This window comes from Paenibacillus thailandensis, assembly GCF_042685365.1.
Classification (GTDB): domain Bacteria; phylum Bacillota; class Bacilli; order Paenibacillales; family Paenibacillaceae; genus Paenibacillus_AP; species Paenibacillus_AP thailandensis.
In genome coordinates this window covers 82668-106757 of sequence record NZ_JBHUMY010000041.1, presented here as the reverse complement: position 1 = coordinate 106757, position 24090 = coordinate 82668, and the positions used below count along the sequence as shown (strand labels likewise).

General features: G+C 57.0%; 21 protein-coding genes. 18 read left to right on the top strand and 3 right to left on the bottom strand.

The window, feature by feature from the left end:
* The first annotated feature begins 97 nt into the window (after nucleotides 1–97).
* Nucleotides 98–469 carry a hypothetical protein gene (locus ACFSW5_RS24215; RefSeq protein ID WP_379279162.1) on the top strand — a complete coding sequence of 124 codons (372 nt, stop codon included), beginning with the start codon at nucleotides 98–100 and terminating at the stop codon, nucleotides 467–469.
* 254 nt (nucleotides 470–723) lie between these two features.
* Here the strand turns inward: ACFSW5_RS24215 and ACFSW5_RS24210 are convergent, their stop codons facing one another.
* On the bottom strand, nucleotides 724–3006 hold the full coding sequence (locus ACFSW5_RS24210) for a helix-turn-helix domain-containing protein (RefSeq protein WP_379279159.1): 2283 nt from the start codon (nucleotides 3004–3006) through the stop codon (nucleotides 724–726).
* Nucleotides 3007–3356: 350 nt separating this feature from the next.
* Between ACFSW5_RS24210 and ACFSW5_RS24205 the strand changes: the two genes are divergently transcribed.
* The 3 genes from ACFSW5_RS24205 to ACFSW5_RS24195 are packed head-to-tail and all read left to right on the top strand — an operon-like array spanning nucleotide 3357 to nucleotide 6804.
* Nucleotides 3357–4250: an ABC transporter permease gene (locus ACFSW5_RS24205; protein ID WP_379279173.1), complete on the top strand. Its 894-nt coding sequence runs from the start codon at nucleotides 3357–3359 to the stop codon at nucleotides 4248–4250.
* 19 nt (nucleotides 4251–4269) lie between these two features.
* Entirely contained in the window at nucleotides 4270–5148 is an 879-nt protein-coding gene (locus ACFSW5_RS24200; protein ID WP_379279157.1) for a carbohydrate ABC transporter permease, read from the top strand.
* Nucleotides 5149–5178: 30 nt separating this feature from the next.
* A complete protein-coding gene (locus ACFSW5_RS24195; protein ID WP_379279155.1) occupies nucleotides 5179–6804 on the top strand; it encodes an ABC transporter substrate-binding protein in 1626 nt (541 codons plus the stop codon).
* A 181-nt stretch (nucleotides 6805–6985) separates the two neighbouring features.
* Here ACFSW5_RS24195 and ACFSW5_RS24190 read toward each other — a convergent pair whose 3' ends face one another.
* Nucleotides 6986–7219 (bottom strand): hypothetical protein, encoded by a 234-nt coding sequence (locus ACFSW5_RS24190; RefSeq protein WP_379279153.1) that lies wholly within the window; start codon nucleotides 7217–7219, stop codon nucleotides 6986–6988.
* A gap of 293 nt (nucleotides 7220–7512) precedes the next feature.
* On the opposite strand from ACFSW5_RS24190, the gene ACFSW5_RS24185 reads away from it, so the two are divergent.
* The 10 genes from ACFSW5_RS24185 to ACFSW5_RS24140 all read left to right on the top strand — a co-directional run bounded on the left by ACFSW5_RS24185 (nucleotide 7513) and on the right by ACFSW5_RS24140 (nucleotide 20251).
* Nucleotides 7513–8376, top strand: a complete 864-nt coding sequence (locus ACFSW5_RS24185; RefSeq protein ID WP_379279151.1) for a MurR/RpiR family transcriptional regulator — start codon at nucleotides 7513–7515, stop codon at nucleotides 8374–8376.
* A 464-nt stretch (nucleotides 8377–8840) separates the two neighbouring features.
* Nucleotides 8841–9773 carry an N-acetylmuramic acid 6-phosphate etherase gene (gene murQ / locus ACFSW5_RS24180; protein ID WP_379279149.1) on the top strand — a complete coding sequence of 311 codons (933 nt, stop codon included), beginning with the start codon at nucleotides 8841–8843 and terminating at the stop codon, nucleotides 9771–9773.
* A 45-nt stretch (nucleotides 9774–9818) separates the two neighbouring features.
* Nucleotides 9819–11279: an ABC transporter substrate-binding protein gene (locus ACFSW5_RS24175; RefSeq protein WP_379279147.1), complete on the top strand. Its 1461-nt coding sequence runs from the start codon at nucleotides 9819–9821 to the stop codon at nucleotides 11277–11279.
* 498 nt (nucleotides 11280–11777) lie between these two features.
* On the top strand, nucleotides 11778–12680 hold the full coding sequence (locus ACFSW5_RS24170) for a carbohydrate ABC transporter permease (protein WP_379279145.1): 903 nt from the start codon (nucleotides 11778–11780) through the stop codon (nucleotides 12678–12680).
* A gap of 14 nt (nucleotides 12681–12694) precedes the next feature.
* Complete coding sequence (locus ACFSW5_RS24165; RefSeq protein WP_379279143.1) at nucleotides 12695–13555, top strand: carbohydrate ABC transporter permease; 861 nt, start codon at nucleotides 12695–12697, stop codon at nucleotides 13553–13555.
* 9 nt (nucleotides 13556–13564) lie between these two features.
* A complete protein-coding gene (locus ACFSW5_RS24160) occupies nucleotides 13565–14770 on the top strand; it encodes an anhydro-N-acetylmuramic acid kinase (RefSeq protein WP_379279139.1) in 1206 nt (401 codons plus the stop codon).
* A gap of 33 nt (nucleotides 14771–14803) precedes the next feature.
* A complete protein-coding gene (locus tag ACFSW5_RS24155) occupies nucleotides 14804–15817 on the top strand; it encodes a GNAT family N-acetyltransferase (RefSeq protein ID WP_379279137.1) in 1014 nt (337 codons plus the stop codon).
* Nucleotides 15814–16524, top strand: a complete 711-nt coding sequence (locus ACFSW5_RS24150; protein WP_379279134.1) for a PIG-L deacetylase family protein — start codon at nucleotides 15814–15816, stop codon at nucleotides 16522–16524. Before ACFSW5_RS24155 ends, ACFSW5_RS24150 begins: the two co-directional genes overlap by 4 nt.
* Before the next feature lie 13 nt (nucleotides 16525–16537).
* The gene (locus ACFSW5_RS24145; protein ID WP_379279132.1) at nucleotides 16538–17680 is read left to right on the top strand and encodes an exo-beta-N-acetylmuramidase NamZ family protein; all 1143 of its coding nucleotides are present in this window, start codon (nucleotides 16538–16540) and stop codon (nucleotides 17678–17680) included.
* 21 nt (nucleotides 17681–17701) lie between these two features.
* Nucleotides 17702–20251, top strand: coding sequence for a glycoside hydrolase family 3 N-terminal domain-containing protein (locus ACFSW5_RS24140; protein WP_379279128.1), 2550 nt, complete (start codon nucleotides 17702–17704; stop codon nucleotides 20249–20251).
* 226 nt (nucleotides 20252–20477) lie between these two features.
* Here ACFSW5_RS24140 and ACFSW5_RS24135 read toward each other — a convergent pair whose 3' ends face one another.
* Entirely contained in the window at nucleotides 20478–21467 is a 990-nt protein-coding gene (locus tag ACFSW5_RS24135; protein ID WP_379279126.1) for a stalk domain-containing protein, read from the bottom strand.
* 187 nt (nucleotides 21468–21654) lie between these two features.
* Here ACFSW5_RS24135 and ACFSW5_RS24130 point away from each other — a divergent pair, with 187 nt between their 5' ends.
* The 4 genes from ACFSW5_RS24130 (at nucleotide 21655) to ACFSW5_RS24115 (ending at nucleotide 24069) form a co-directional block, all read left to right on the top strand.
* Nucleotides 21655–21810 (top strand): hypothetical protein, encoded by a 156-nt coding sequence (locus ACFSW5_RS24130; protein WP_379279122.1) that lies wholly within the window; start codon nucleotides 21655–21657, stop codon nucleotides 21808–21810.
* A 41-nt stretch (nucleotides 21811–21851) separates the two neighbouring features.
* On the top strand, nucleotides 21852–22070 hold the full coding sequence (locus tag ACFSW5_RS24125) for a hypothetical protein (protein WP_379279119.1): 219 nt from the start codon (nucleotides 21852–21854) through the stop codon (nucleotides 22068–22070).
* Nucleotides 22071–22247: 177 nt separating this feature from the next.
* Nucleotides 22248–22604: a Na-translocating system protein MpsC family protein gene (locus tag ACFSW5_RS24120; protein ID WP_379279117.1), complete on the top strand. Its 357-nt coding sequence runs from the start codon at nucleotides 22248–22250 to the stop codon at nucleotides 22602–22604.
* Between the two features lie 406 nt (nucleotides 22605–23010).
* Nucleotides 23011–24069 (top strand): Nif3-like dinuclear metal center hexameric protein, encoded by a 1059-nt coding sequence (locus ACFSW5_RS24115; protein WP_379279115.1) that lies wholly within the window; start codon nucleotides 23011–23013, stop codon nucleotides 24067–24069.
* The last annotated feature ends 21 nt before the right edge of the window (nucleotides 24070–24090 follow it).

Below are 24090 nucleotides of genomic sequence, written 5' to 3'. Positions count from 1 at the left end.
CGAAAATTCTACTTTAATACGGTAAATCGATAAAATTTGTGTCTACTATCTTGACAGAGGTCCATATTGATGAAAAGTTAAAATTGAGGTGAAGCAAATGAAGCTGATTCAAATTGTGATTTTATCGGTGTTTATCGTGACAATCGGGTGCTCAAATACAAGTAAGCAAGACGTGCTTGATTATTTATCTGCCGACTCCAGCGAAAGATACAGAATCCACTTATTCTACGATGACACGACCAAACTTGATCATAAGCTGCTTGAATATTGGAATTCAAAGCAAGAGCTGCTGCAACTTGTCCAAGGCATCCAACTCTTCGATGTGCAGATGAAGAAAAACAAGGAAATGGCAACCCTTCTAGGGATCAACGACTTTCCTTCTTTTATCATTATGAACGACAAAGAAGTCGTGTTGGCGACAAAAGACCTAGCAGAATTGGAAAGCTTCTTCAACAAGCTAATTCCTTAGTTCGATAGTAATATTAGCAATATGTGTTACGATCAGAAGCTAACGGCAATATTACGATTTACAGTGTAAGGTTTTGATAGATCCGATTAGGCTTGCGAAGGTGCCAAAGGGAATCTCTGCCAAAAAAATGACCTGCATCTCGATCGGATGCAGGTCCAAGCTTTTCCTCTATGTCGAATAGGGAGTATGATGCTTGATTATGAAACATTTACCTTAAACCATCCTTAGAGAAAGGTTAGCCCAGCATAAAAGAGTCAAGCGCCGCTTTTCTCCATTGGCGCATGGCGCCTGCGGTATTCGCTTGGGCTAACGCCTGTCCACTTCTTGAACATCCGGTTGAAGGACGTAATGTTCTGGTACCCGACCTGCCTGCCGATATCCGCAATGGAAGTACTCGTGCCGACGAGAAGCTCCTGCGCTCTGCGCATCCGGATGTTGTTCAGATGCTCGCTGTAATTCGTCCCCGTCTTCTCCTTAATATAAGCCGACAAATAAGAGCTCGACATGTTCAGCCTGTCCGCCAAATAATCGAGCGACAGCTCCTCGGCGTACCTCGATTCAAGCAGCTGCAGGAAACGGCTGACGATCGGGTCGTCCGCTTCCTCTTCCTCCTCCGGCATGCTGCAATACAGCTCCGCCGCGTGCCACAGCAGCCGCTGAAAGGCATCCTTATATTCCTCCAGCGAGCAGCATTCGCCAAGCTGCCGGGTGATCGGCTTCAGCGGCCATAAGGCTTGGTCGTCGATCCGCTTCTGCCTCAGGCTGTCCGTAATTCGGCCGACGATATCGTCCGCGAAATGCCGGAAATGCTCAATGCTCGCTTCCTGCTCATGCAGCTTCTCCAGAAATTCGATCAGCATCGGCATCGCCGCTTCGGCGCGCCCAGCCTCCAGCGCGGTCTCCAGCTCCTTGCGCCGCGCCGGATCGAGGACCGGCGGGACGAACGGCCTGCCGCTGCCCCAAATGATCTGCGTCTCTTCGATCAAGAGCGCCTGCCGGGTCATCGCCAGCACTTGCGTATAGGCGTGATTGAACTGCGACGTATGCTCAAAGCGCGAGGATGCGGCTGCCGTCACCAGGCAGTAGCCGCTTTCCCGGTCGAGCACGTCCTTCAGCCTCCGCAGCATATCCGCAAGCCCGTCCCGATTTTTGCCTTTGATCACCGATAAAATCTGATGCTTCTCCATCTGGAACGTATGGGAGTCGGGAAACGTCTCGGAGCAAATCAATTGGACATGCTCGCGGATGGCTCGAGCGGCCCGGTCGGCGGAGATGCCCGCTGCAGCAAGCGCGGCGGACCGGAAGCGGAGCTCGTAGAGCACGACGGTGTAGGATTCGCCGGTCTCCAGGAAATCTTTCCATTCATTGATATCGGTATGGATGCTCTTCAGCTTGTTCATATAACCGTAGGTGGTCAGAATGGACGACTGCCGTTTCATCTCGTTCTCCACCGCGTCCTTCTCCGCCATCAGCCGGCGGATATTGCGCTCGATCAAGTCGAATTCCTTGATCTTGCTTTTGCCGGGACGGGCATGCCCCGGATTCGTCATGGCCGACAAAATATGCTTGACGGGCCGCTGAAGCCGGTTGCTGAACGCATAGGAGGCGGCCAGTCCGATCGCGATCGACAGCGCCGCGACGAGCAGCAGCACCCAGGACAGCTTCCGGACTTGTACGGCGATGCTCTCGTAAGGCACCGAAGTTACGTACCGAAGCCCATTCCCGTCCTTCTCCCAGAAATAATAGAAGCCGTCCTTCAGCTTGTAGCCCGAATCGCCGTCCAGCGCCGGAAGCGGGGTTTCGCGTGCGGCGTCCGGCGAACGGTACAGAACGGTCCCGTCCCCGTTCACAATCGCCACGGAGCGGGCGGCGGCCTCCCCGAAAAACTCGTTCCGGGCCTTCTCGATGTCGATCAGGGCGATGACCCGGTAATCCGAACCCTGCTCCTTAAAGGATAAGGGAAGCAGCTCGCCTCCGCCGGGCAGCTCGTCGGAGCTGTTGTAGCGGGCGGCCGGAAGGAAGCGGAAGGCATTCGCGGACGAGGCCAATCCGTTCCAGAAGGACAGCGGGTATTCGCCGCTCGCGTAAGCCCGTCCGAACAGGTCTTCGGCGCTGCTGCTTCCTTCTTGATCCAGCGTTAACGAACCGGATTCATAATGAATAACGATCGCTTCCAAATAAAACAGCGGATTATAAGCTTCTTTACGAATGGCTTTCAGCGCGTCGACCGCCTGCAGATAATTGACGTCCAGGCCTTGGGCTCTTCGGAGCTGGCGGGCGAAGCCCGCCACGTCCTTGTCGACGTAAAGGTTGTGCAGCATCGTCTGCACCCGGGCGAACTGCGTGCCGAACCGCTCGGAAGAATCGGCCAGAAGCTGCCGGTTCGTGTCTATAATCTCGCGCTGTACGTTCTTCGTAAAAAAAGCGAAAGTAAACGCGTTGAATAAAGCGAATAAAAGAATAATCGATAAGAAGCTGACAAAGATCTTCATAAACAGCGATTGGCCGGATAGGCGAAGTCGGCGAAACCGGATCATAAACGGATAGCTCCTTTCGCGCGGACGCAGGCTTTCTCCATTTATGGTAGCGCAGCGGGCCGCCGAGCGGAAGTGACCATTGTTTTAGAAACTTTGCATTTTTTTAGATCGCCGTTTTACATAGAGCCCCGGAACACGGTCTCGCCCCTTAACAACGGAAAAAGGAACAAGCGGCAACATTCGTAAGAACGGTGAATAGGCACGAAGGACACCCTCGTTATATGATCGGGCTGCAGGCGGTAAGCGGCTGAAGAGAAGGGGGTGAATCGTTGGAGCGGCTTACGAAAGAAAGATTCCGCATGTCCGCAGGAAGCGGAGAGGTCAAGGAGACGGGCGCCCGGCGCCGGCGAATGGTGCGGATGCGGCGAAACGCGGATTTGTATCTGTTGTTTCTGCCGGTCGCCGCGTTTTTTGTTCTTTTTCAATACGTGCCGATGTACGGCGTGCAAATCGCGTTCAAGGACTTCATCGCCGTGCAGGGCATATGGGGAAGCCCGTGGATCGGCTTCGAGCATTTCGAGCGTTTTTTCAACAGCTATTATTTCTGGCGGCTGATCGGCAATACGCTTGGCATTGGGGTATACGAGCTTGTCGTCGGGTTCCCGCTGCCCATTATGCTCGCTTTGCTCATTCACGAGGTGCGTTCGGCGCGTTTCCGCCGATTCGTGCAGACGGTGACGTATGCGCCGCATTTTCTGTCGACGGTCGTGGTCGTCGGCATCCTGATGATGTTCCTGTCGCAGGAGAGCGGAATGCTGAACGGCTTCATCCAGATGGCGGGCGGCGAGCCGATCGGATTTCTGACCGAGCCGTCCTGGTTCAAGACGATCTTCGTCGGCAGCGGCGTCTGGCAGAGCATGGGCTGGAACTCGATCATTTATCTCGCGGCGCTGGCCGGCATCGATCCGCAGCTTCACGAAGCGGCCAAGGTGGACGGCGCAAGCAGGCTGCAGCGGATTTGGCATATTAACCTGCCGGGCATTCTGCCGACGGTCGTCATTCTGCTTATTCTGAACGTTGGGCAAGTGCTCGGCGTCGGCTTCGAGAAGGTGTATCTGCTTCAGAACAACCTGAATATGCAGGCTTCCGACGTCATCTCCACCAACGTCTACCGAAGCGGCATATTGGGCGCGCAGTACGGCTACTCCGCGGCGGTGGGCTTGTTCAACTCCGTCGTCAATTTCATTCTGCTCCTCTCGGTCAACCGGCTGGCGCGCAGATTGAACGGGACAAGTCTATGGTGAGAGGGGGAAGAGAAGCAACATGGAAAACCGGTTGGACCGATGGACGGAAAGAGTGATTGTTTGCATACTCGCCGTCATATCTCTTCTCGTGCTGTACCCTTTATGGTTCGTCCTGATCGCTTCCATAAGCGGTCCGGAAGCGGTGCTGCGGGGGGAAGTCTGGCTCTGGCCGAAAAACTTCAGTCTGGTCGGGTATGAGCGTCTTTTCCAGAACCCCGAGATTGTAAGGGGCTATTTGAACACAATATTGTACACGCTCGTCGGAACGGCGCTGAACCTGATTCTGACCGTCGCGGCGGCTTACCCGCTGTCGCGCAAAGATTTCGACGGCAGGGGTCCGTTCACGGCCATGATCGTCTTCACGATGTTTTTCAGCGGCGGCATGATCCCGACTTACTTGCTGGTCAAAGATTTGGGGCTGCTGAATTCGTTCTGGGCGCTTATTTTGCCGACGGCCATCTCCGTGTGGAACGTTCTCATTATGCGCACCTTTTTTCAGACCGGCATTCCGTACGAGCTGCAGGAAGCTTCGTTCATCGACGGCTGCTCGAACATCCAGACGCTGCTTCGCGTCGTCCTTCCGGTATCGGGTCCGGTGATGGCCGTCATGCTGCTGTTCTACGGGGTGGGCCATTGGAACGCCTATTTCAGCGCGCTGTTGTATCTGGCCGACCGCGAGCTGTATCCGCTTCAGCTGCTGCTGCGCGAAATTCTGATTCAAGGCCAGATGCAGGAGATGGTCGACATCGGCGACGATTCGCTCGCCCGCGGGCTGCTGGACGCCGAAGCGATCAAATACGCGGCCGTGATCGTGGCCAATTTGCCGATGCTGGCGCTTTATCCGTTCCTTCAAAAATATTTTGTGCGGGGCGTCATGATCGGAGCCGTTAAAGGCTGATTCGCTTTGTAGAGGAGAGGATGGGAGAACATGTTGATAAGAAAAGGTTTGGGGCTTGCGCTGGCGGCCCTCGTTACGGTATCTTCCCTTGCGGCCTGCAGCGGCGGCAATAGCGGAGCGGGAGGGGAAGCCGCGGCAGGCGCAACGGCCGCGCCGAGCGTGAACAAGACGGGCTTCCCGATCGTGAACGAACCGATTTCGCTTCGGTTTTTTACGGGCAAATCGACGACGAACGGCAACAATTTCGAAGAGACGCTCGTCTGGAGCGAATACGCCAAGATGACGAACATGAACGTCAAGTTCGAGCTCGTGCCGTTCGAAAATTTGACGGACAAGCGCAATCTCGTGCTGGCGAGCGGCGAATACCCGGACGCGTTCTATTCGGCGCGGGTATCCGCGGCCGAGCTGTACAAATACGGCAAGCAGGGCGTGTTCGTGCCGCTGAACGACATGATCGGCGAGTACGCGCCGAACCTGAAGAAGGTGCTGGATACGTACCCTTTTATCAAGAAAGGGCTGACGATGCCGGACGGCAACATTTATTCGATCCCGTCGATTTACGATCCCGAGTTTCTGTCCATGCTCATCGGCATGCCGCTGTGGGTCAAGCAGGAATGGCTGGACAAGCTCGGCATGAAGGAGCCGACGACGATCGACGAGTTCTACCAATTCCTGAAGGCCGTCAAGGAAACCGATCTGAACGGCAACGGGCAGCAGGACGAAATTCCGCTGAGCGCGGTCAATATCGGCGAGGTGATCGATCAGCTGAAGGGCTCGTGGGGGCTCGGCAACCGGGGCCTCAGCCATAAGCTGGTGGATGTCGATCCGCAAACGAATCAGCTTCGTTTCACCAAGACGACGCCGGAATACAAGGAGCTGCTGCAGTTTATCAACAAGCTTTACACGGAAGGGCTGCTCGACAAGGAGATTTTCACCATTAAGGATACGGCGCTTAACGCCAAGGGACAGGCGGGCGTTCTTGCCGCGACGATCGTGCCGAACCCGGCTGCCGTCATGGGGCAGAAGGGTTATATCGGGCTTGGCACGCTGGAGGGGCCGCATGGCGACAAGCTGTATTCCCATGTCAAGTCGCCGCTCGTATGGGTCGGGGCGTTCGCGATTACGTCGGCCAACAAGCATCCGGAGGCGACGCTCCGCTGGATCGATTATTTCTACGGCGACGAAGGGGCGAAGTTCTACTTCATGGGATTGAAGGACAAGACGTATATCGAGAATCCGGACGGTTCGCTGGAGTACGTGAAGGAAATAACGGACAACCCCGACGGTCTTACGCAGGACCAAGCCTCGGTCAAATATTTCACCTGGATGGGCGGAAGCTACCCGGCGTTCGCGAAGCAGGCTTACTTCCGGGGTTCGGAATCGCTGCCGGAGGCGCTGGCCTCGGCGGAAAAAGTCAAAAACGACGCGGTGAAGGAGATTTGGACGAGCTTCAACTTTACCGAGGAAGAGACCGGCTTCATGTCGTCGACAGGCGCCGACATCTCGAGCTACATCAGCGAGATGGAATCGAAGTTCATCAACGGCTCGGCTTCGTTCGACGAGTGGGACAATTACGTCGCCACCCTGAAGAAAATGGGCTCGGACGAGTACATGAAGGTGTACCAAGCCGCCTACGACCGGTATAAAGCGGAATAAGGGCATAAGGGACAAGGAGGACTCTCCGCCGGCGGCGGGAGTCCTCTTGCTTTGATACCGTTCGAGAATTGGAGTTATTATCGAAGTAATTCGGGAAGTCATAAAACCGAACCGTATCCCGCGGCCGTTGGGCTAAATTATGCAGCGCCGGTCACTTCGAAAGTGAGCGGCGCTTTATTTTTTATCTTTGCACAATCATAGAGATTATAAATATAAGCGCCCCAAAAATAATTACGCTGTAAAAGAAATAAGCAAACCAGCGCAGCGGTTTAGGCATATTGTTTATATCTGCTTTTTTATCAGGTACACCCAGTATACTTTGATAGTGGTCGGTTACATCATTGAAGGACGGGACTTCAGAACTCGCTTCTTCTTTGTAACGTCTAGATTCCCTACTCCCGTAATTTTCTTTCAAGTACCTTCACACCTCCGCCTCATTTTTAACAAAACTTGTTTCGTCAGTTTTGATCCAGTGGCAGAATCCAATTGGTAATAAGCAAACCCGTTAGTACCCCAATTATTTTGACGAAGGCCGATTGATTTTGTTGCGATTATCTGCTGTCGCTTCATCAATCCGCTTGGTTACATTCCTCTCTTGTCAAACCCCGAGAAAGCGCTTATAGTATAATTATATTTTTCATCAATGACGTTCTCTTTTGGAGTAAAAAATCATACTTGTTGGATAAGGGGGCTTAGGGGAGAGAATTCATGGCTATCAACGACAATGTGCTTATTAAAATTCGCGACATGAAAGACAGCTTGACGCCGGTAGAGAGAATGGTAGCCGATTACGTGCTGAACAATCTGGAGGAGATCCCCCTGTTGTCCGTCAAGGAATTGGCGAAACAAAGCAAGACGAGCGACGCTTCGGTGCTCCGGTTCTGCAAAACGATGGGATACGGCGGTTACCGCAGCTTTATCGTCAGCATCTCCGCATCGCTTGGCTCGATGGACGAGGAGCAGAAGGACCAGTACACCGATATCCGGCCGGGAGACAGCTTGTCTACCATTATCGCCAACATTGCCCACAACAACAGCAAGTCGATCGAGGATACGATGAGCGTCATCGACCGCGAGGAAGTGGCGCGCGCCGTCGACGCGCTTGTCTCCTGCAGCCGAATCGCCTTGTTCGGCGTGGGCGCTTCGGGGCTCGTATGCCAGGATGCGGAGCAGAAGTTTCTGCGCATCAACAAGATTTGCCGCGCCTACACGGACGGGCATAGCCAATTGACGGCGGCTGCTTTGCTTGGGCCCGACGACGTCGCCATCTTCGTTTCCAATTCGGGCAGCACGTCCGATGTTTTGGAAGCGCTTGATATCGCCGCCAAAAACGGCTGCAAAACGATCGCCGTCACGAAGCACAGCAAAAGCGAGCTGGCGGACAAATGCGACATCATCCTGAACATATCCACGCCGGAGCTGACGTTCCGCAGCGGGGCGATGGGTTCCCGCATCGCGATGCTGACGGTCGTCGACATGCTGTTCGCCGGAGTGGCCAGCGCGGAATACCATCATGTGAAGAAGTATTTGACCAAAACGCACAACGTGCTTGCCGGCAAGCACCGGAAGTAAGCGGAGCTTAATCCCCGGGCGACGAGGGGGGGCGAAGACACTAACGAATCGTATCGCGCTTATTATCGATAGAACGCTCATTCCCCGAGGCTAACGAACCCCAGCGGCGCTATTGGACCAAAATAGGGCTGCGGAATGCCGAGAAAAGCCAAATAACGCCGTTCGGGTTCGTTACAAATTTATAAAGCTGCTTTAAGATGGATTAACGTGTCTCAGATTCGTTATGCGGGTAGATGGCCTGGCGAATCAATCGCGTGAGAATAGCATCGGTTTGACCAACGGGAAGGCCGCTGCTTTTTTTGCCTCTTTTATGACGAAAAAAACCAAAAATAAACACCGTAATAAAATTAAATTTCGGAATCTGTTGACAGACATGCCCAGCGCCCTTAATATTAAGACTAACAAAAGCGATGTCAGAATATATGACATTAATCTGGCACGCTAAGGTAGGAGAATGGAACGATATGGATGAATACCTTGCGGGACTGACGACGGAGGAAATCAATCCGAATACGAGAATGATCGACGAATGCACCACGGAAGAGATGCTGGAGCTCCTCAACCGCGAGGATGCGAAGGTTCCCGCCGCGGTAGCCGCCGAAATTCCGCAAATCGCGAAGGCGGTAGACATTCTCCATCGCCGGCTGAAGGACGGCGGCAGAATGTTTTATATAGGCGCAGGCACTTCGGGAAGGTTAGGCGTGCTGGACGCGTCTGAATGTCCGCCCACCTTCGGGACGGACCCCGAGCTGGTACAGGGGTTCATCGCCGGAGGGGATACAGCGCTCAGAACGGCAGTCGAAGGGTTCGAGGACAGCGAGGAGGAGGGGATCGCGTTAATCGAGCGGTGCGGCGTGACGGACAAAGACGCCGTCGTCGGCATTTCCGCCAGCGGCAGCGCCGCGTTTGTCATCGCCGGCTTGAAGAAGGCGGCGGAGCTTGGGGCCGCGACGATCGGCGTCGTCAACAACAAGCATTCGAAATTGTCCGAATATTGCGATGTATGCATTGCGCCCGTCGTCGGGCCGGAGGTCATAATGGGCTCGACCCGGCTGAAGGCGGGAACGGCGCAGAAGCTGGTCCTCAACATGCTGACGACCAGCACGATGGTGAAGCTGGGCAAGACGTACAACAATTTGATGGTTGACCTGAAGGCGAGCAACAAGAAGCTGGTGGACCGCTCGGTCCGGATCATCAAGGCGGCGACGGGCGCCGACGCGGAGACGGCGGCGGATTACTTGGTCCGCGCGTCGATGAACTGCAAGCTCGCGATTATGATGCTCAAGACCGGGCTTGGCATGGAAGAGGCGGGTCGGGCGCTCGACGCTTGCGACGGAAGCCTGAAGGCGGCCGTCCGCATGTGCGCGGCGAAGCAGGATGCGCACTCGGGCTTCTAAAGACACACGGATTACCGATGAAAAAGACGGGGGAGGAAGATGGTTTTGAAAAACAAATTTCGTTTGTTTGCTTCTGCACTGGCTTTAACGGTATCTCTTACGGCATTGTCGGCATGCTCGTCCGGCAACAACGGCAATAACAACGGAGGGGCGGGCGCTTCGCCCGGCGCGACGAACAGCCAGACCCCGGGCGCTTCCGAGGCGAAGGATACGATTACCGCGCTGCTTCCGCCGGTGTCGGCCAATTATCAAAGCAACTTCGACCAGATGGAGGCCGACTTCAACAAGCTGTACCCGAACCTGACGCTGCAGATCGAGCCGGCCAGCTGGGAGGATATGACCCAGAAGCTCGACACGCAGGTGAATGCGGGCAGCCCGCCGGATATCGCGTTTATCGGCTCGGGCGGCATTTCGAAATACGTGGAGCAGGGCATGCTGATGGACATTACGGACGTGGCCACGGACGAGATGATCGCCGACTTCGACGAAGGACCGCTTAACTATATGCGCAACGGCGAAGGGCTGTACGGCTTCCCGGCCTACATGGAAATCCATGCCTTGGGCGGCAATAAGAAGTTTCTGGAGGAAGCGGGCATCGATTGGAAAAAGGTGCAGCAAAACGGCTGGACGTACGAAGAGTTCCGCGAGGCGATCAAAAAAGGCGTCGTGAAGGAAGGCGACACGACGAAGCGCTACGGCTTCGTGTTCGCGACGGCCGGCGTCACAAGCAAGGACTATTTAAACATTCTGATCAAAAACGCCGGCATGCCGGACGCTTTTACGAAAGATTTGAAATACGCCTACACGAGCAAAAACTATCTCGAAGTGCTGAAGGCTGTCCGCCAGATGATCGACGACGGCTCGATGCCGAAGGAGCTTAGCTCGGTCGACGCCGGCAAACGCTGGAACATGTTCCTGACCGGCCAAACGATGATTACCGGCAAAGGCCTTGCGACTTTCGAAAACTCCGCCAACAAAAACAACGAGAAGCTGAAAGCGAACGACGGCAGCGCCGTCGAAGGCAGCATCGAGACGGAATACATCGTCCTGCCGGTGCCTTCGTTCCTCGGCCAGCCGGCGGTATCGAGCCCGGCGGTCGACGGATACGTGACGTTCCGCGGCAAGAAGGAGCCGACGGCCGAGCATAAAGCGAACGTCGTGAAGGCGGCTTATTTTCTGGCCAGCGGCAAAATCGCGGCGACGACGGCCAGCGAATTGTTCGTCGAGAACATCACGGAGTCGGGACGCCAAGCGGCCGCGGACATCAAGGTCGACCGCAACCCGGACAACGTCGAAGCGGTGAAGGTGCTGCTGTCGAAAGCCGCTCCGGCCCGGCCTGACATTCCGACCGAGCTGGGCGCGGAAGCGATCAAAATCGAGGACGAAGTCATTATTCCGAAGCTGCAAGCTCTTCTCGCTAACGAAATTACGCCGGAGGAGATGTACGAAGCCGTCAAGGAAGCGGCGATCGATGCGTTCGGCGAGGACGGCGTCGTCCAGGATTAAGCCGGCAAGCATGCGTTCGGGGAGGCGGCGGCCTCCCCGGCCCCCGGCTGGTAAGGCTCGGCCGGGATTGCTCCAGTCTCTGGCTTTAACGCAAACGGTTTGTCTTTCGATTAGGGCGATGACGTTATGCTTCGTCCGCAGGACGGGCGAGGGTTTCTTGAACGAGACTCTCACGGAAGAGAGTAGCAGATCGCTCCTTAAGGCATAACAGTGGCTTAAGAAGAGGGAAAGGGAGCTTTGTCCGAAAGGACAACGCGGGGTCTGCACGCCTGATTGTCGAAGACGGCCGCGGGGCAGTTACGCCAATTTGGGGTGTCCAGAGGGGCGAGCCCCTCGGAGCCCTCTCCTCCGGAGGGGGTGGGGGAGGCAAAAAGGTGGTGTCCGAGGGGCGAGCCCCTCGGAGCCCCCTCCTTCGAGGGGGGGCATAAAAGGTGGTGTCCAGAGGGCGGGAGCCCTTTGGAGTCCCCTCTAAGGAGGGGGTTTGGGGGAGGTAATTTAATGGCTCGGCTTACTAACATGGTGAAAAGACGGAAGCTGCGAGAGGATGGGGCTTGGGCTTACGCGTTTATCGCGGTTGCGCTGGTCGTGTTCGCCCTGTTTACGGCTTACCCGGTCATCAGCGCTTTCATTATCAGTTTTCAGGAATATAAGCCGTTAGGCTCCGAATATGCGGGATTTGAAAATTACGCGAACACGTTCGGCGACGAACTGTTCTGGAAATCGATCGCGAACACGGCCGTCTATACGGTGCTGACGGTTCCCGTCGGCCTGCTGCTGTCGTTTGCGGTCGCGATTATGGTGCTGCCGCTCAAGAAGTGGCTGCAAACGGCGTTTAAAGCCATCTATTATTTGCCGGCGGTTGCTTCCGGCGTTGCGCTTTCCGTCGTCTGGCTGTGGATCTTCGATCCGCTGCCTTCCGGGATTTTGAACAAGGCGATCGGCTTCTTCGGCATCGATAACCAGAACTGGCTCGGCGCGAGCGCCACGGCCATGTTCTCCCTGGTCCTGATGGCCTGGCTGTCCAGCCACGGCACCAGCATCATCATTTACTTGGCGGCTTTGCTCGGCATCGACAACAGCTATTACGAAGCGGCGGAGCTGGATGGCGCGTCGTTTTTCCAGAAACTATGGTATATCGTGATCCCGTTTTTGAAACCGACGACGTTGTTTCTGCTGGTGACGGGCGTGATCGGTTCGTTCCAGGTGTTCCAGAACGCCTATCTGATGACCGGCGGCGGTCCGGACAACGCCACGACGATGGTCGGCCTGCTCATTTTCAACAACGCGTTCAAATATTTCGAGTTCGGCGAAGCATCCGCGCAAGCGCTTATTCTGACGCTTATCATTGCCGTCATTTCGTTCTTCCAGTTCAAATTTCTTGGCAATGACGTGGAATATTAGGGGGGCGACGGACGATGGCATTATTCAAAACGCATGCAGGCAACAAACCGGTCCTGTACGCCCGAAACGGGATGATTATCGCGGTCCTTTTCGCTTTTGCGCTTGCGACCTTGTTCCCGATTTATTTCATGCTGATCTCCTCCTTCGGCGATCCGATCGAGGCCGGCGCGGCCAATTACAGCTTGTGGCCGGGCAAGTTTACGCTGGCGTCGTATCAATTCTTCTTCGATTACAGCGAGCATTCGTACCGCTGGCTGCTTAATTCGTTTGTCGTGGCGGTATGCGTAACGGCGTCGAACGTCGCGTTCGCCAGCTTGGCCGGGTACGCCTTCTCCAAAATCCGGTTCAAGGGCCGCAACGTTCTGTTCGCGATTCTGCTGTGCGCGATGATGATTCCTTATCAAGTGACGCAAGTTCCGCTATACATTCTGGTCGTCAATATTTTTCAGATCGAAAATACGTATACCGCTCTGATCGCGCCAAGCCTGGTGACGGTGTACAACATTTTTTTGGCCAAGCAGTTCATCTCCACCCTTCCGACGGAAATTATCGAAAGCGCCAAGGTAGAGGGCTGCAGCCAGTTCCAGATCTACATCCGCATTATCCTCCCGCTGTCGAAGACGGTTATGGCCGTCATGGCGATTCTGACGTTCATGGAAAGCTGGAACACGTTCTTCTGGCCGTTTCTCGTCACGAACACGATGGATATGCAGACGATTCAAGTCGGGCTCAAAAACTTCCGCTTCGCCAACACGACGTATTTCGCGCCGATGATGGCGGGGGCGACGATCTCCGCGGTGCCGATGTTCATCCTGTTCTTCAGCCTGCAAAAATATTTCCTCGAAGGCGTAACCGTCGGAGCGGTGAAAGGATAGGTGGCGGACATGGATCGGCTTAAGCGTGGCTCGCGGCGATATGCGGTCGGCCTTATGTCCGGCACGTCCGTGGACGGCATCGACGCCGCCGTCGTGGAAATAACCGGCCCGCCCGGCGGAAGCGAAAGACCTGCGGTTCGGCTCGCCGCGTTCGAGAACCGCCCGTACCCGGCCGCGGTCCGGGAGGAGCTGTTCGCGCTGTTCGATCCGCGCGAGGCGACGGTCGACCGGGTCGGCCGCATGAACGCGCTGCTCGGCGAGCTGTTCGCCGAAGCGGCCTTGTCCGCGATCGCCGCTGCGGGCCTCGCGCCCGCGGACATCGCGGTGATCGGGTCGCACGGCCAGACGATCTGGCATGCTCCGGAGCCGCAGCGGTATTGCGGCTACGGCGTCGCCTTCACGGTACAGATCGGCGAAGGCGCGGTTATCGCGGCCCGCACGGGCGTGCCGTGCGTCTCCGACTTCCGCGTCGCGGACATCGCTGTCGGCGGCCAAGGCGCGCCGCTTGTTCCGTTCACGGAGCTGCTGCTGTACGGAGAAGCGGAGCGGACGCTGCTGCTGCAAAACATCGGCGGCATCGGCAACATGACCGTCCTTCCGGCGGGCGGCACCGCGGAAGACGTCTTCGCCTTCGACACCGGCCCGGGCAATATGCTCATCGACGGCCTGGTGTCGAAGCTTTATCCCGGGCTTACGATGGACGAAGGCGGGAGGATCGCCGGCGCGGGCCGGGTCGACGAAGGGCTGCTCGGCGAGCTGAAGCGGGAGCCGTATTATGCGCTGCCGCTGCCGAAGTCGACGGGCCGTGAGCGGTTCGGCGCCGCCTATGTCGAGCGGCTGCTTGCTTATCGGGCGGAGCGCGGGTTATCGAATGAGGATCTGATTGCGACGGTTACCCGGCTGACCGCGTGGACGATCGGCGACGCATACCGCCGCTACGTGCGGGACCGTTATGCCGCCGACGCGCTTATCGTCGGCGGCGGAGGAAGCCATAATCGGGCGCTCATCGGGATGTTGAAGCGCGAGCTTGAACCGTACGGCGTGCCCGTGTTGACGCAGGAGGAGGCCGGCCATAACAGCGACGCGAAGGAGGCGGTCGCGTTCGCGCTGCTCGCCGACTATGCGATGGCGGGGCTGCCGAACAACCTGCCTTCGGTGACCGGGGCGGTCCGCCCTGCTGTCATGGGCAAAATCTCGCATCCATTCCGGCCGTGAAAGGCCAACGATAAAGAGGCGGTGAAGCAAGCGATGCTGGCAGCTTGGGAAGACCGTTATGCGGACGGCGTCATTGCGTTATGGAACAAGGAGGCGGTCCGCGACGGCTATAAGGAGCTTGACGAGAACACGTTCAAGTCTATATTTACGGACAATCCGTATTTTGATCCCCGGAATGCGTTTGTCTTATTGGGCCGCGAACAAGAGGTCGCCGGCTTCGCATGCGGCTGCACCGGAGACGATCTGCCGCTCGGCGACAAGGCGGGCTACTTGACGTGCATAGTCTTAAGCGGGCCGTACGCGCTGGACGAAAACTACAAGCTGCTGTTGACGGCGCTGGAGCGGCGGTTCGCGGAGCTTGGCAAGACGCAGGCGGACGTCTTGTTCTTTAACCCGATGCAGCTGCCGTGGTATATCCCGGAGACGCCGGGCCACGAGCATAACAATGCGCCGGGTGTGCCCGTCGGCAGCAGGCTGCATTGGTTTCTGCTGGAGCAAGGCTACGCGGAGCGGGCCCGGGAGCAGGCGATGTATCTCGATTTGTCCGGCTTTGCCGTTCAGGAGGACATCCGTGCGAAGGAAAAGGCTGCGGCTGCGGCAGGGTATACGGTCGGCGTGCTTGGGAACATGCCGGCCGGAGACGGCCGGCTCTCCGGTTTTGCGCCGGGCGGGCTTCGCGGCATCGAGGAGATGCTGGAGGGTCTCGGCAACCCGCTATGGACGAAGGAGATCGCGGCTTGCGCCGCGAACGGGACGCCGGTCGTCTTCGCCGCCAAGAACGGCTTGGCCGCGGGTTTTGCCGGTCCGGTCATCCGCCAGCCGAACGGGCGGGGTTATTTCGCCGGTATCGGCGTACACCCGGATCATGAAGGGCACGGGCTCGGAACGGTGTTGTTTTTTAAGCTGTGCGAAGCTTTCCGCGCGATCGGGACGCCTTATATGTCGCTGTATACCGGCGTCGGCAATCCGGCCGCCCGGATTTACGGGAAGGCGGGCTTTAAAGCGGTCAAACATTTTGCCGTTATGCGAAAGGAGTTAATCCGATGAGCGACAAAGAACCGAAGCAGACGATACTGGCGATCGGCGGGCATGTGGGAGACATGGAGCTGACGGCCGGCGGCGTGCTGGCGGCTCATTCCTTGAAGGGGGACCGCATCGTAACGCTGGCGCTGACGGCCGGAGAGCGGGGCGCGCCGGCGGGCCGGGACGTTGCCGATTATCGGGAGCAGAAGGTGCGCGAGGCGCGTCAGTTCGCGGAGCTGCTGGGCGGCGAGGCGATCGTGTTCGATACGCCGGACGGCGAGCTGCAAAATTCGGAGGAGAACCGGCTCCGGGTATGCGACGTCATCCGCGAGGCCAAGCCGAACGTAATCATTACCCACTTCAAAAGCAGCATGCACAAGGACCATAACACGACTCATCTGATCGTGAACGACGCGCGGTATTATGCGGCTTTAGCTCCTCTGAAACGGGAGAAGCCGGCCCATTTCGCCTCGAGGCTGTATTATGCGGAGAACTGGGAGGACGCGGTCGATTACAAGCCGTATGTCTATGTCGATTTCGACCGGGCGGCTTACGATTTATGGGTGGAGGCCGTGTCGAAGCATTGGTTCGTGACGGGGAGCAAGTCGTTTCCTTACTTGGAGTATTACAAGCATCTGGCCCGCGTTCGCGGCATCGAAGCGCGCAAGGCTTATGCGGAAACGTTTATGGTTCCGCCCGAGACGCTGCGCGTGCTGAAATCCGAGCTGTAAAGGAGAGCGAACGATGGTCGTGAACGGCATCGACAGAATCGCGAATGACGGGCGTTTGTTCCGGGGCAAGCGGCTTGGCCTCATTACGTCGCCGACCGGCCTGAACGCCGAATTCGCGTCCACGATACAACTGCTGCACGACAACTACCGGCTGGCGGCGTTGTTTTCGCCGGAGCACGGCGTGCGCGGCAACGTCGAAGCGGGCGGAATGGTCGACACGTATGCCGACCCGATTACGGGCGTCCCGGTGTACAGCCTGTACCGCCCGGATTCGAAGCGGCTGACCCCGGAGATGCTGGACGCCGTCGACATGGTCGTGTACGACATTCAGGATATCGGCGTCCGGTATTATACGTTTATTTCGACGATGCTGCTCGCCTTGGAGGATTGCGCGAAGGCGGGCAAGCCTTTTGTCGTGCTCGACCGGATCAACCCGCTGGACGGCGTTACGGTGGAAGGCAACGTGCTGAAGGAAGCGTACCGTTCGTTCGTCGGCCATTACCCGCTGCCGGTCCGCTACGGCCTTACGGCGGGAGAGGTGGCGGCGATGGCGAACGAGCAGATGGGCTGGAAGGCGGAGCTTCATGTCGTTCGCTGCGGCGGTTGGGAGCGGACGATGCAGTTTCCCGACACGGGCGCGACGTGGATCCATCCTTCGATCGGCATTCCGCGCTTTGAGACGGCGCTCGTCTACCCCGGCACCTGCCTGTTCGAAGGGACGAACGTTTCGGAAGGAAGAGGGACGACGTTTCCGTTCGAGATGATCGGGGCTCCGTTCATCGAAGCGGAACGGCTCTCGGACGAGATGAACGGCAAACGGCTGCCCGGCGTCCGGTTCCGCCCGGTCTATTTCAAGCCGGCGGCTTCCAAGTTTGCGGGAGAGACATGCGGCGGGGTACAGCTGTACGTAACCGACCGGCGTGCGTTCCGTTCGGTCGAAACCGGCGTGACGCTGCTTTACGCGATTCGGCGCAATTACGCGGAATTTCGCTTTTTGCCGCCGCTTAAGGAAGGCTCGCGCCCTTTCATCGACTTATTGGCCGGGGACGACGTCTATCGCGGGGATGATTGGCACGATCCGGCGCCGCTTCTCGAACGGTTCCGCGAGGAAAGCCGGCTGTTCGCGGAGAAGAAGCGGCAATATCATCTTTATTAGCGGGCATGAGAGGGATCGAACATGAACAAGCTGACATTGCGGGAGAAGATCGGCCAGCTTATCGTAACGGGCTTTCCGAAGGCGGAGGTTTCCGCCGAGTTCGAACGGCTGGTCGCCGAGTACAAAATCGGGAACGCCATATTATTTTCGTATAACGCGGAAAACGTGCCGCAGCTGAAACGGCTGTGCGGCGAGCTTCGCGCGCTTATCGAGCGGCATACGGGGATGCCCGCTTTTATCGCGATCGACCAGGAAGGCGGCCGGGTAACGCGCCTTCCGGCGGATGCGACGAACGTTCCCGGCGCGATGGCGGTCGCTTCGACCGGCCGTCCCGAGCACGCGTACGCCGCCGGACGCCTGACGGCGCGGGAGCTGCGGGCGCTTGGCATCAACTTCAATCTAGCGCCGGTGCTGGACATTAACAATAACAAGCGCAATCCGGTCATTAACGTCCGCTCCTACGGAGACACGGCGGAAGCCGTGGAAACGTACGGGCTGCCGATGATGAAAGGGCTGCGGGACGAAGGCGTATTGTCCGCGATCAAGCATTTTCCGGGGCACGGCGATACGAATGTCGACTCTCATCTGGGACTGCCGGTTATCGGGAAAACGGCCGAGCAGCTGGAGGAGCTGGAGCTGCGTCCGTTCGAGCGGGCGATTAACGCCGGCGCGGAAAGCGTCATGACCGCCCATATTCTGTTCCCGCAGCTCGAGCCGGAACGTGTCCCCGCGACGATGTCGAGGGCGATCGTCACCGGTCTGCTGAAGGGAAAGCTCGGTTACGGAGGGCTGATCGTTTCCGACTGCCTCGAGATGGATGCCGTCAAGACGCATTACGGAACGGCGGAAGGGGCGCTTGGCGCGTTGAAGGCCGGCGTCCATCTGCTGTTCATCAGCCATACGCCGCAGCTTGTCAGGGAAGCCGCCGAGCGGATCGAACGGGCGGTGCTCGAAGGGGAGCTTTCCGAGGAGGCGCTCGACGAAGCGGTGGAGAAGGTGCTCTACTATAAGGAGAAGTACCGGATCTTGCCGTCTTTGGGCGGCGATGCCGGCATTGTCGGCTGCGCGGCCCACAGGCGGACGGCGGAGGCGATCAGCGAGGAAAGCATCTGCCTGACGAGCGGCCGGCTTGAGCCGATTGCGCGCGGAGCTGCGGATACGATGATCGTCGGCTGTTATCCGTTCCGGACAGACCGGGCTTCGAACGCGGTGAGCGGCGCGCTTTCTTTTCCGCGGGCGATGGCCGAAGCGCTTGGCGTGCCGTACCGCATGACGGACATGAACCCGGATGATGCGGAAATCGAAGACGTGCTGGCTGAAACGGCCCGCTATTCGCGTATCGTGCTTGGGCTGTACAACGGGCAGGATCATCCGGGGCAGCTGAAGCTGGCGCGGGCGCTTGTCGCCGCAGGCCGCCGGGTAACGGCGGCGGCGCTGGGCAAGCCTTACGATCTGGAGCTGATCGAAGGCGTTGCTTGCGGGCTTGCCGCTTTTGAGTATACGCCGCTGTCGCTTCGGTCGCTGGCCAAGATGTTATGCGGCGAAGCCGTTCCGACGGGACGGTTAAGGCTGCGCGGCATGGAAACAAGCCCAAACGGTCCGGAGTTTGTGAACAATAAGGTGTCCGGGAAGGCAAACGCGCCCCTGAGATATGTGGCCGGATGGGACGGCGGCGGGACGAAAACGGCCGTTGTCGTCGTGGACGAAACGGGGAAAGAAGCGGGATCGTTTGCCTCCGGCTCGATCAACTTGAACGGGCGGGATGAGGCCGGCGTTCGGGAAAGCATCCGGGAGCTGCTGGCATCGACCTCGGCTTTGTGCGGCGGACTGGAAGCTTGCGAGTACATTTGCGTCGGCGCCGCCGGGGTGAGCAATCCGTCCGTCGTCTCCCGGTTAACCGCCATGATCAGGGAATGCGGCTACGAAGGCGGGCTTGCGATTACGGGCGACCACGAGACGGCCATGGCCGGCGCCCTCGAAAGCACGGAAGGCATGATTCTAATCGCCGGCACAGGCTCGATCTGCTACGGCCGCAATGCCCAAGGCGACTCGCACCGTACCGGAGGCGGAGGTCATCTTGTCGACGACGAAGGCAGCGGCTACAGTATCGGACGCGAGCTTATAGCGGCAGCCTTGCGGGCAAGCGACGGCCGAATCGCGAACCGGACGATTGCGCCGGCCGTATTGGCCCGTCTGGGCCTAGGCTCGGTCCGCGAGTTGATCGGTTACGTTTACGATCCCCGCACGAACAAAAAAGACATCGCGGCGCTGGCAACGCTGCTGTCCGAGCTGTGCGACGCCGGCGACGGGACGGCTCTTGCCATTGCGGAACGAAGCGCCCGCGCCTTGTTCGAGCTTGTCGTCCCCGTCGCCGAGCGGTTGTCCTTGCAGGACGGACGGCTTGCGCTGGCCGGCGGCGTTCTGCTCCGCAACGGGATAATCCGCGATTCGTTGACGGCTATGCTGCTGCGGAAATATCCGGATTTGCAATGCGTTCCGGCGAAGCGGGACGCCGCCCGCGGCGCGGCGTTAATGGCGCTGCGGCAGCTGCAGGGGCAAGGCTGTCGATGAAGACGGTTTGAACTGCTTCCCACGACCTGAACATACGAAACAAGGAATGTTCTGGAAGCGATAGCGTTCGCCTTTGAATCCGGATTTCACAGCGATCGGAACAATAGTCACTTGCGCAGTTTGTGACTCTTTAGCCGTGGGATCGTTTTCCAAAGAAAAAGGGGAGCTAGTCATCTACGATGACACTCCCCGCTTTTTCGCTTAATTATGGACTAATTGGAGACGATTAGAACGTATCCAGCTCGCTGCCGTCATCCACGCTGTAGATGATGCCTTCGATGTCCGCATCCGGGAATGCGTCCTCCGCGTCGTCCATTACGTTGTCCTGGAAATTGTTGATGTTGGTCGTGCTCAACTCGTCCCAATCTTCTTCGGCCACATAAACTTCAATCGTCATCTCGTCTTCATCGCCGGATACATAGATATCCCAGTTTACGTCTTGATAGTCTCCCCAATCATCGTTCAGCTGATCTTCCAAGTCGCCGATGTCCATATCTTCGTCCACCATGTCTACGTCGCCGCTGCTGTCCGTCTCGAAGCTGGCGAGCGTATCCGAATCGTCGTTCTCAACCGTGCCTTCAACGGCGGCATCCTCATACACATCGAGAATATCGTCGACAATGTCCTGCAGGTAGGAGGTTTGCTTGGAGGTGGACAGATCGTCCCAGCCGTCTTCATCCACTTCAATCGTTACTTCAATCTCGTCCTCGTCGCCGGAGAGCGAAATGCTGGCTTCCGTGTCTTCGTAATCTTCATAATCGTCCTGAATATCGCTTTCGAGATCGTCGATATCCGCTTCGTCGTCTTCCAGAGCGGCCGCCAATTGAGAAGTTAGCTCGGCAATTTCCGCTTCCTTGTCCGCGAGCTGGATTTGCGCTTCGGCAAGCTGCTGCGTAAGGCTGTTGACGGTTTCCTGATTGGCGGAGGAATCGTCCGCAATGTTGATCGTTTTGGTCGTTTGATCCCAGGTTACCGTACTTCCCGTCGCTTCGCCGATCAAACGTACGGGAACGAACGTCGTTCCGTTGACGATAAACGGCTCGGTCGCCGAATCGGTGCTGACCGTGGAACCGTTGAACTTAATGACGATGTCGCTGTACACGGCGGTCAGCTTTTTTTGCGCTTCTGCGGCAAACGTGGTGTTCGTCATCAATGCTCCGGATACAAGGACGGCGGACGCCGCTGCGATGACCATCGGTTTTTTCCATAATCTCATGAGGTAAGGGCTCCTTTTCCATATGTAATTTCCTTTCCTATTAAACCAGACTTATGTGAAGAAAATATGAATAAAAAGCCAGGAATGGAACGGGCCCGAATAGCGGCGCGGAATAGAAAAGCCGCCTGTTACGCAACATAAACATGCCTGCATTTCTAAATTTCGCCTGCGAAAGGGGAGAGTGTCCATGCCGAACCGGCAGCGTACGACGAACGACAATAACGAGACGACCGAACGAACCCCGGAGGTTAAAGTCGTCGCGGAAATGCCGCAGGACGCGGAAATTCGCGAACAGCTTGAAGAAATGGAAGAGAACGACGGCTATCCGCCGCTCTGCAGATGACTTCAAAATATCCAGATGATTCGGAAAAGGAATGAGACCGCATGGAAAACGAAAACAAAGTTTATGCGCCCGTAAAGCATCGCAACGAGCAGTATGACGAATCGCGCATCGTGTACGACGGCAACGATTCGATCGAAGATGCGGAAGAAGCCGCGGTTGCGGCGGTGAAAGGCCATATCGAAAGGCAGGACCTTGAAGGCGTTGAAGCGGATGCCGAAGAGGAAATCGCCAAAGCCGGGCAGCGCCGGGAACAGGAATAGTTTTTTTCGAGAAAAACGACACAAAAACCGACGAAGCCCAAAGGCGGCGATTCGTCGGTTTTTTTATTATAAGATTGTTGAAGCGAAATTAAAGCGAAAAGGTAACGATGCAAAAATGCCGAATTGTTAATGCAGTGAACGTTATACGGTACACGGAGCGTTAAGGAGGGGAGAAGCATGAAACGGGAGTTGTCGCCTGGGGAGCTTAAGCAGGAGATTATTAAAATTTACAACACGATCAATCAGGAAATATTCGGGGTTGGGATCAAGTCGCAGAAGATCGACGTCGTCGGCGACAAAGTGCTGATCTTCGCCACGCATAAGCGGATTCCCGCGCTCAAGGTGTTGGACGGCGAACACCGCAGCATAACCGCAAGCGTCGATATGCTGATCATGGAAGTCAACAAGAAGAGGCTCAAGGAGGAATTGGAACGCAGCTTGGGCCTCGACATTGTCGCCGTGCTGAAGGATTATGACCCGGAGGCCGAAATTTCGGGCACTATCATCATTTTTAAACACAAGCTTGCGCCTTAATCTGCCTCGATCCGAACATATTTGCGTTATATTCGAGTAATAATTCAGAAAATTATTTAAATTCTCTTGTCTTGCCGTTACAATCATGTTATATTAGTTGACAAGAAAACGGCAAGCCTGAACAACAAGACGATACATAAACGGCTGGAGCGCAAAGTTTGCGGCAGACGGCTTATGGCGGCGGATCCTTCCCTAAAGGACGAGATGCGAAGCCATGAACCCCGCGCCGGACGAACGAAGCGGCAGGTAGAGAGGAACTCGCTGCCCGAGAGCCTTTAAACCGCCAATTGTGCGACATATTGCGATCATGTAATCGATGGTCCCGGTATGTTCATAATTGGCGGTTTTTTGCGTATCGGTTTAAGGGCGGAGCCGGCATGAATTTAAAGGAGAGAGGAGTGGGAGCTTGTTGTTGTCAGAGCTGTCCCGGTCGGGAACCGATATTGGCATCGTCCTGGAGGCGCTAAACCGCATTTCCGGCGGCAGAATGGTGATGAATTGGGAGGAGATCGCTTCGGGCGGCAATCCGTACGTCGTCATGAAAAACTCCAACATTCCGGGCAAAAGCGTGATGGAAATTCCCGGGCTCGTATTCGGAGACAAAAACAAGCCGGTCTCCCGGATCGGCGTCGGCATGACGCTTACCGAATCGATGATCGAGCTGGCGTCCGGCATGAAGCTGGACCTGCTGGTCGTGCACCATCCCGTCGCGGATGCGGCCAGCTCGGGCGGCGTGCCGTTCGCGGACTACTTGCCGCTGTACGATCTGGCCGTCATCGAAATGCACGAGGCGTTCCACGGCCTTCATCCCGGTTTAACGTTTCTGCACGGCCATCATAAGCTAATAACAGACATCTCTTTCGGAGGTCTGCCGGGCAACGTTCTTCACAAGGGGATCGCGCTTGAAGGATTAACGACGGTCGGCGGCTTGATGGCGCATATGGCTTCCCATGCGGGTCGGGAGATCGACGTCGACCTGCTGGAAGCGGAACGGGCCATTCGCGGCGAGCCGGCCTTGCAGGAGGCGACCGTCGCGAACCCGCCGCTATGCTTAAGCGGAACGAGAGATTGTCCGGTCCGGCATATTCTTCATTTTTTTCCGCATACGGGCTTTTCGCTTCAGCATATGGAGCAAGCGCTGTTGATGTACCCGGAGACCGATACGATCATTGCGAGCATCAGCAGAGTGCGCGAGAACCATCCGATCGTGGAGCTGGCGCGGCAGCGGGGTCTTAATTTTATCGTCGGCAACCCGCATTCGGTCGAAATTATGGAGAACGGCTTGCCGCTTGCCTGCGCCCTCGAGAAGCTGCTTCCGGATACGGAAATTTATTTGCTGCGGGAGCGGATGACGGCGGTGCCGCTTAGCGGAATCGGCCATCGGGGCATGGTTGCATACGGCAGGGAAATGGCGGAGAAGCACCTTGTGGCGGGCCCGTCGTCCAGGACCGTTTCAATATATTGAATATTATGGAGGGGGAACCAA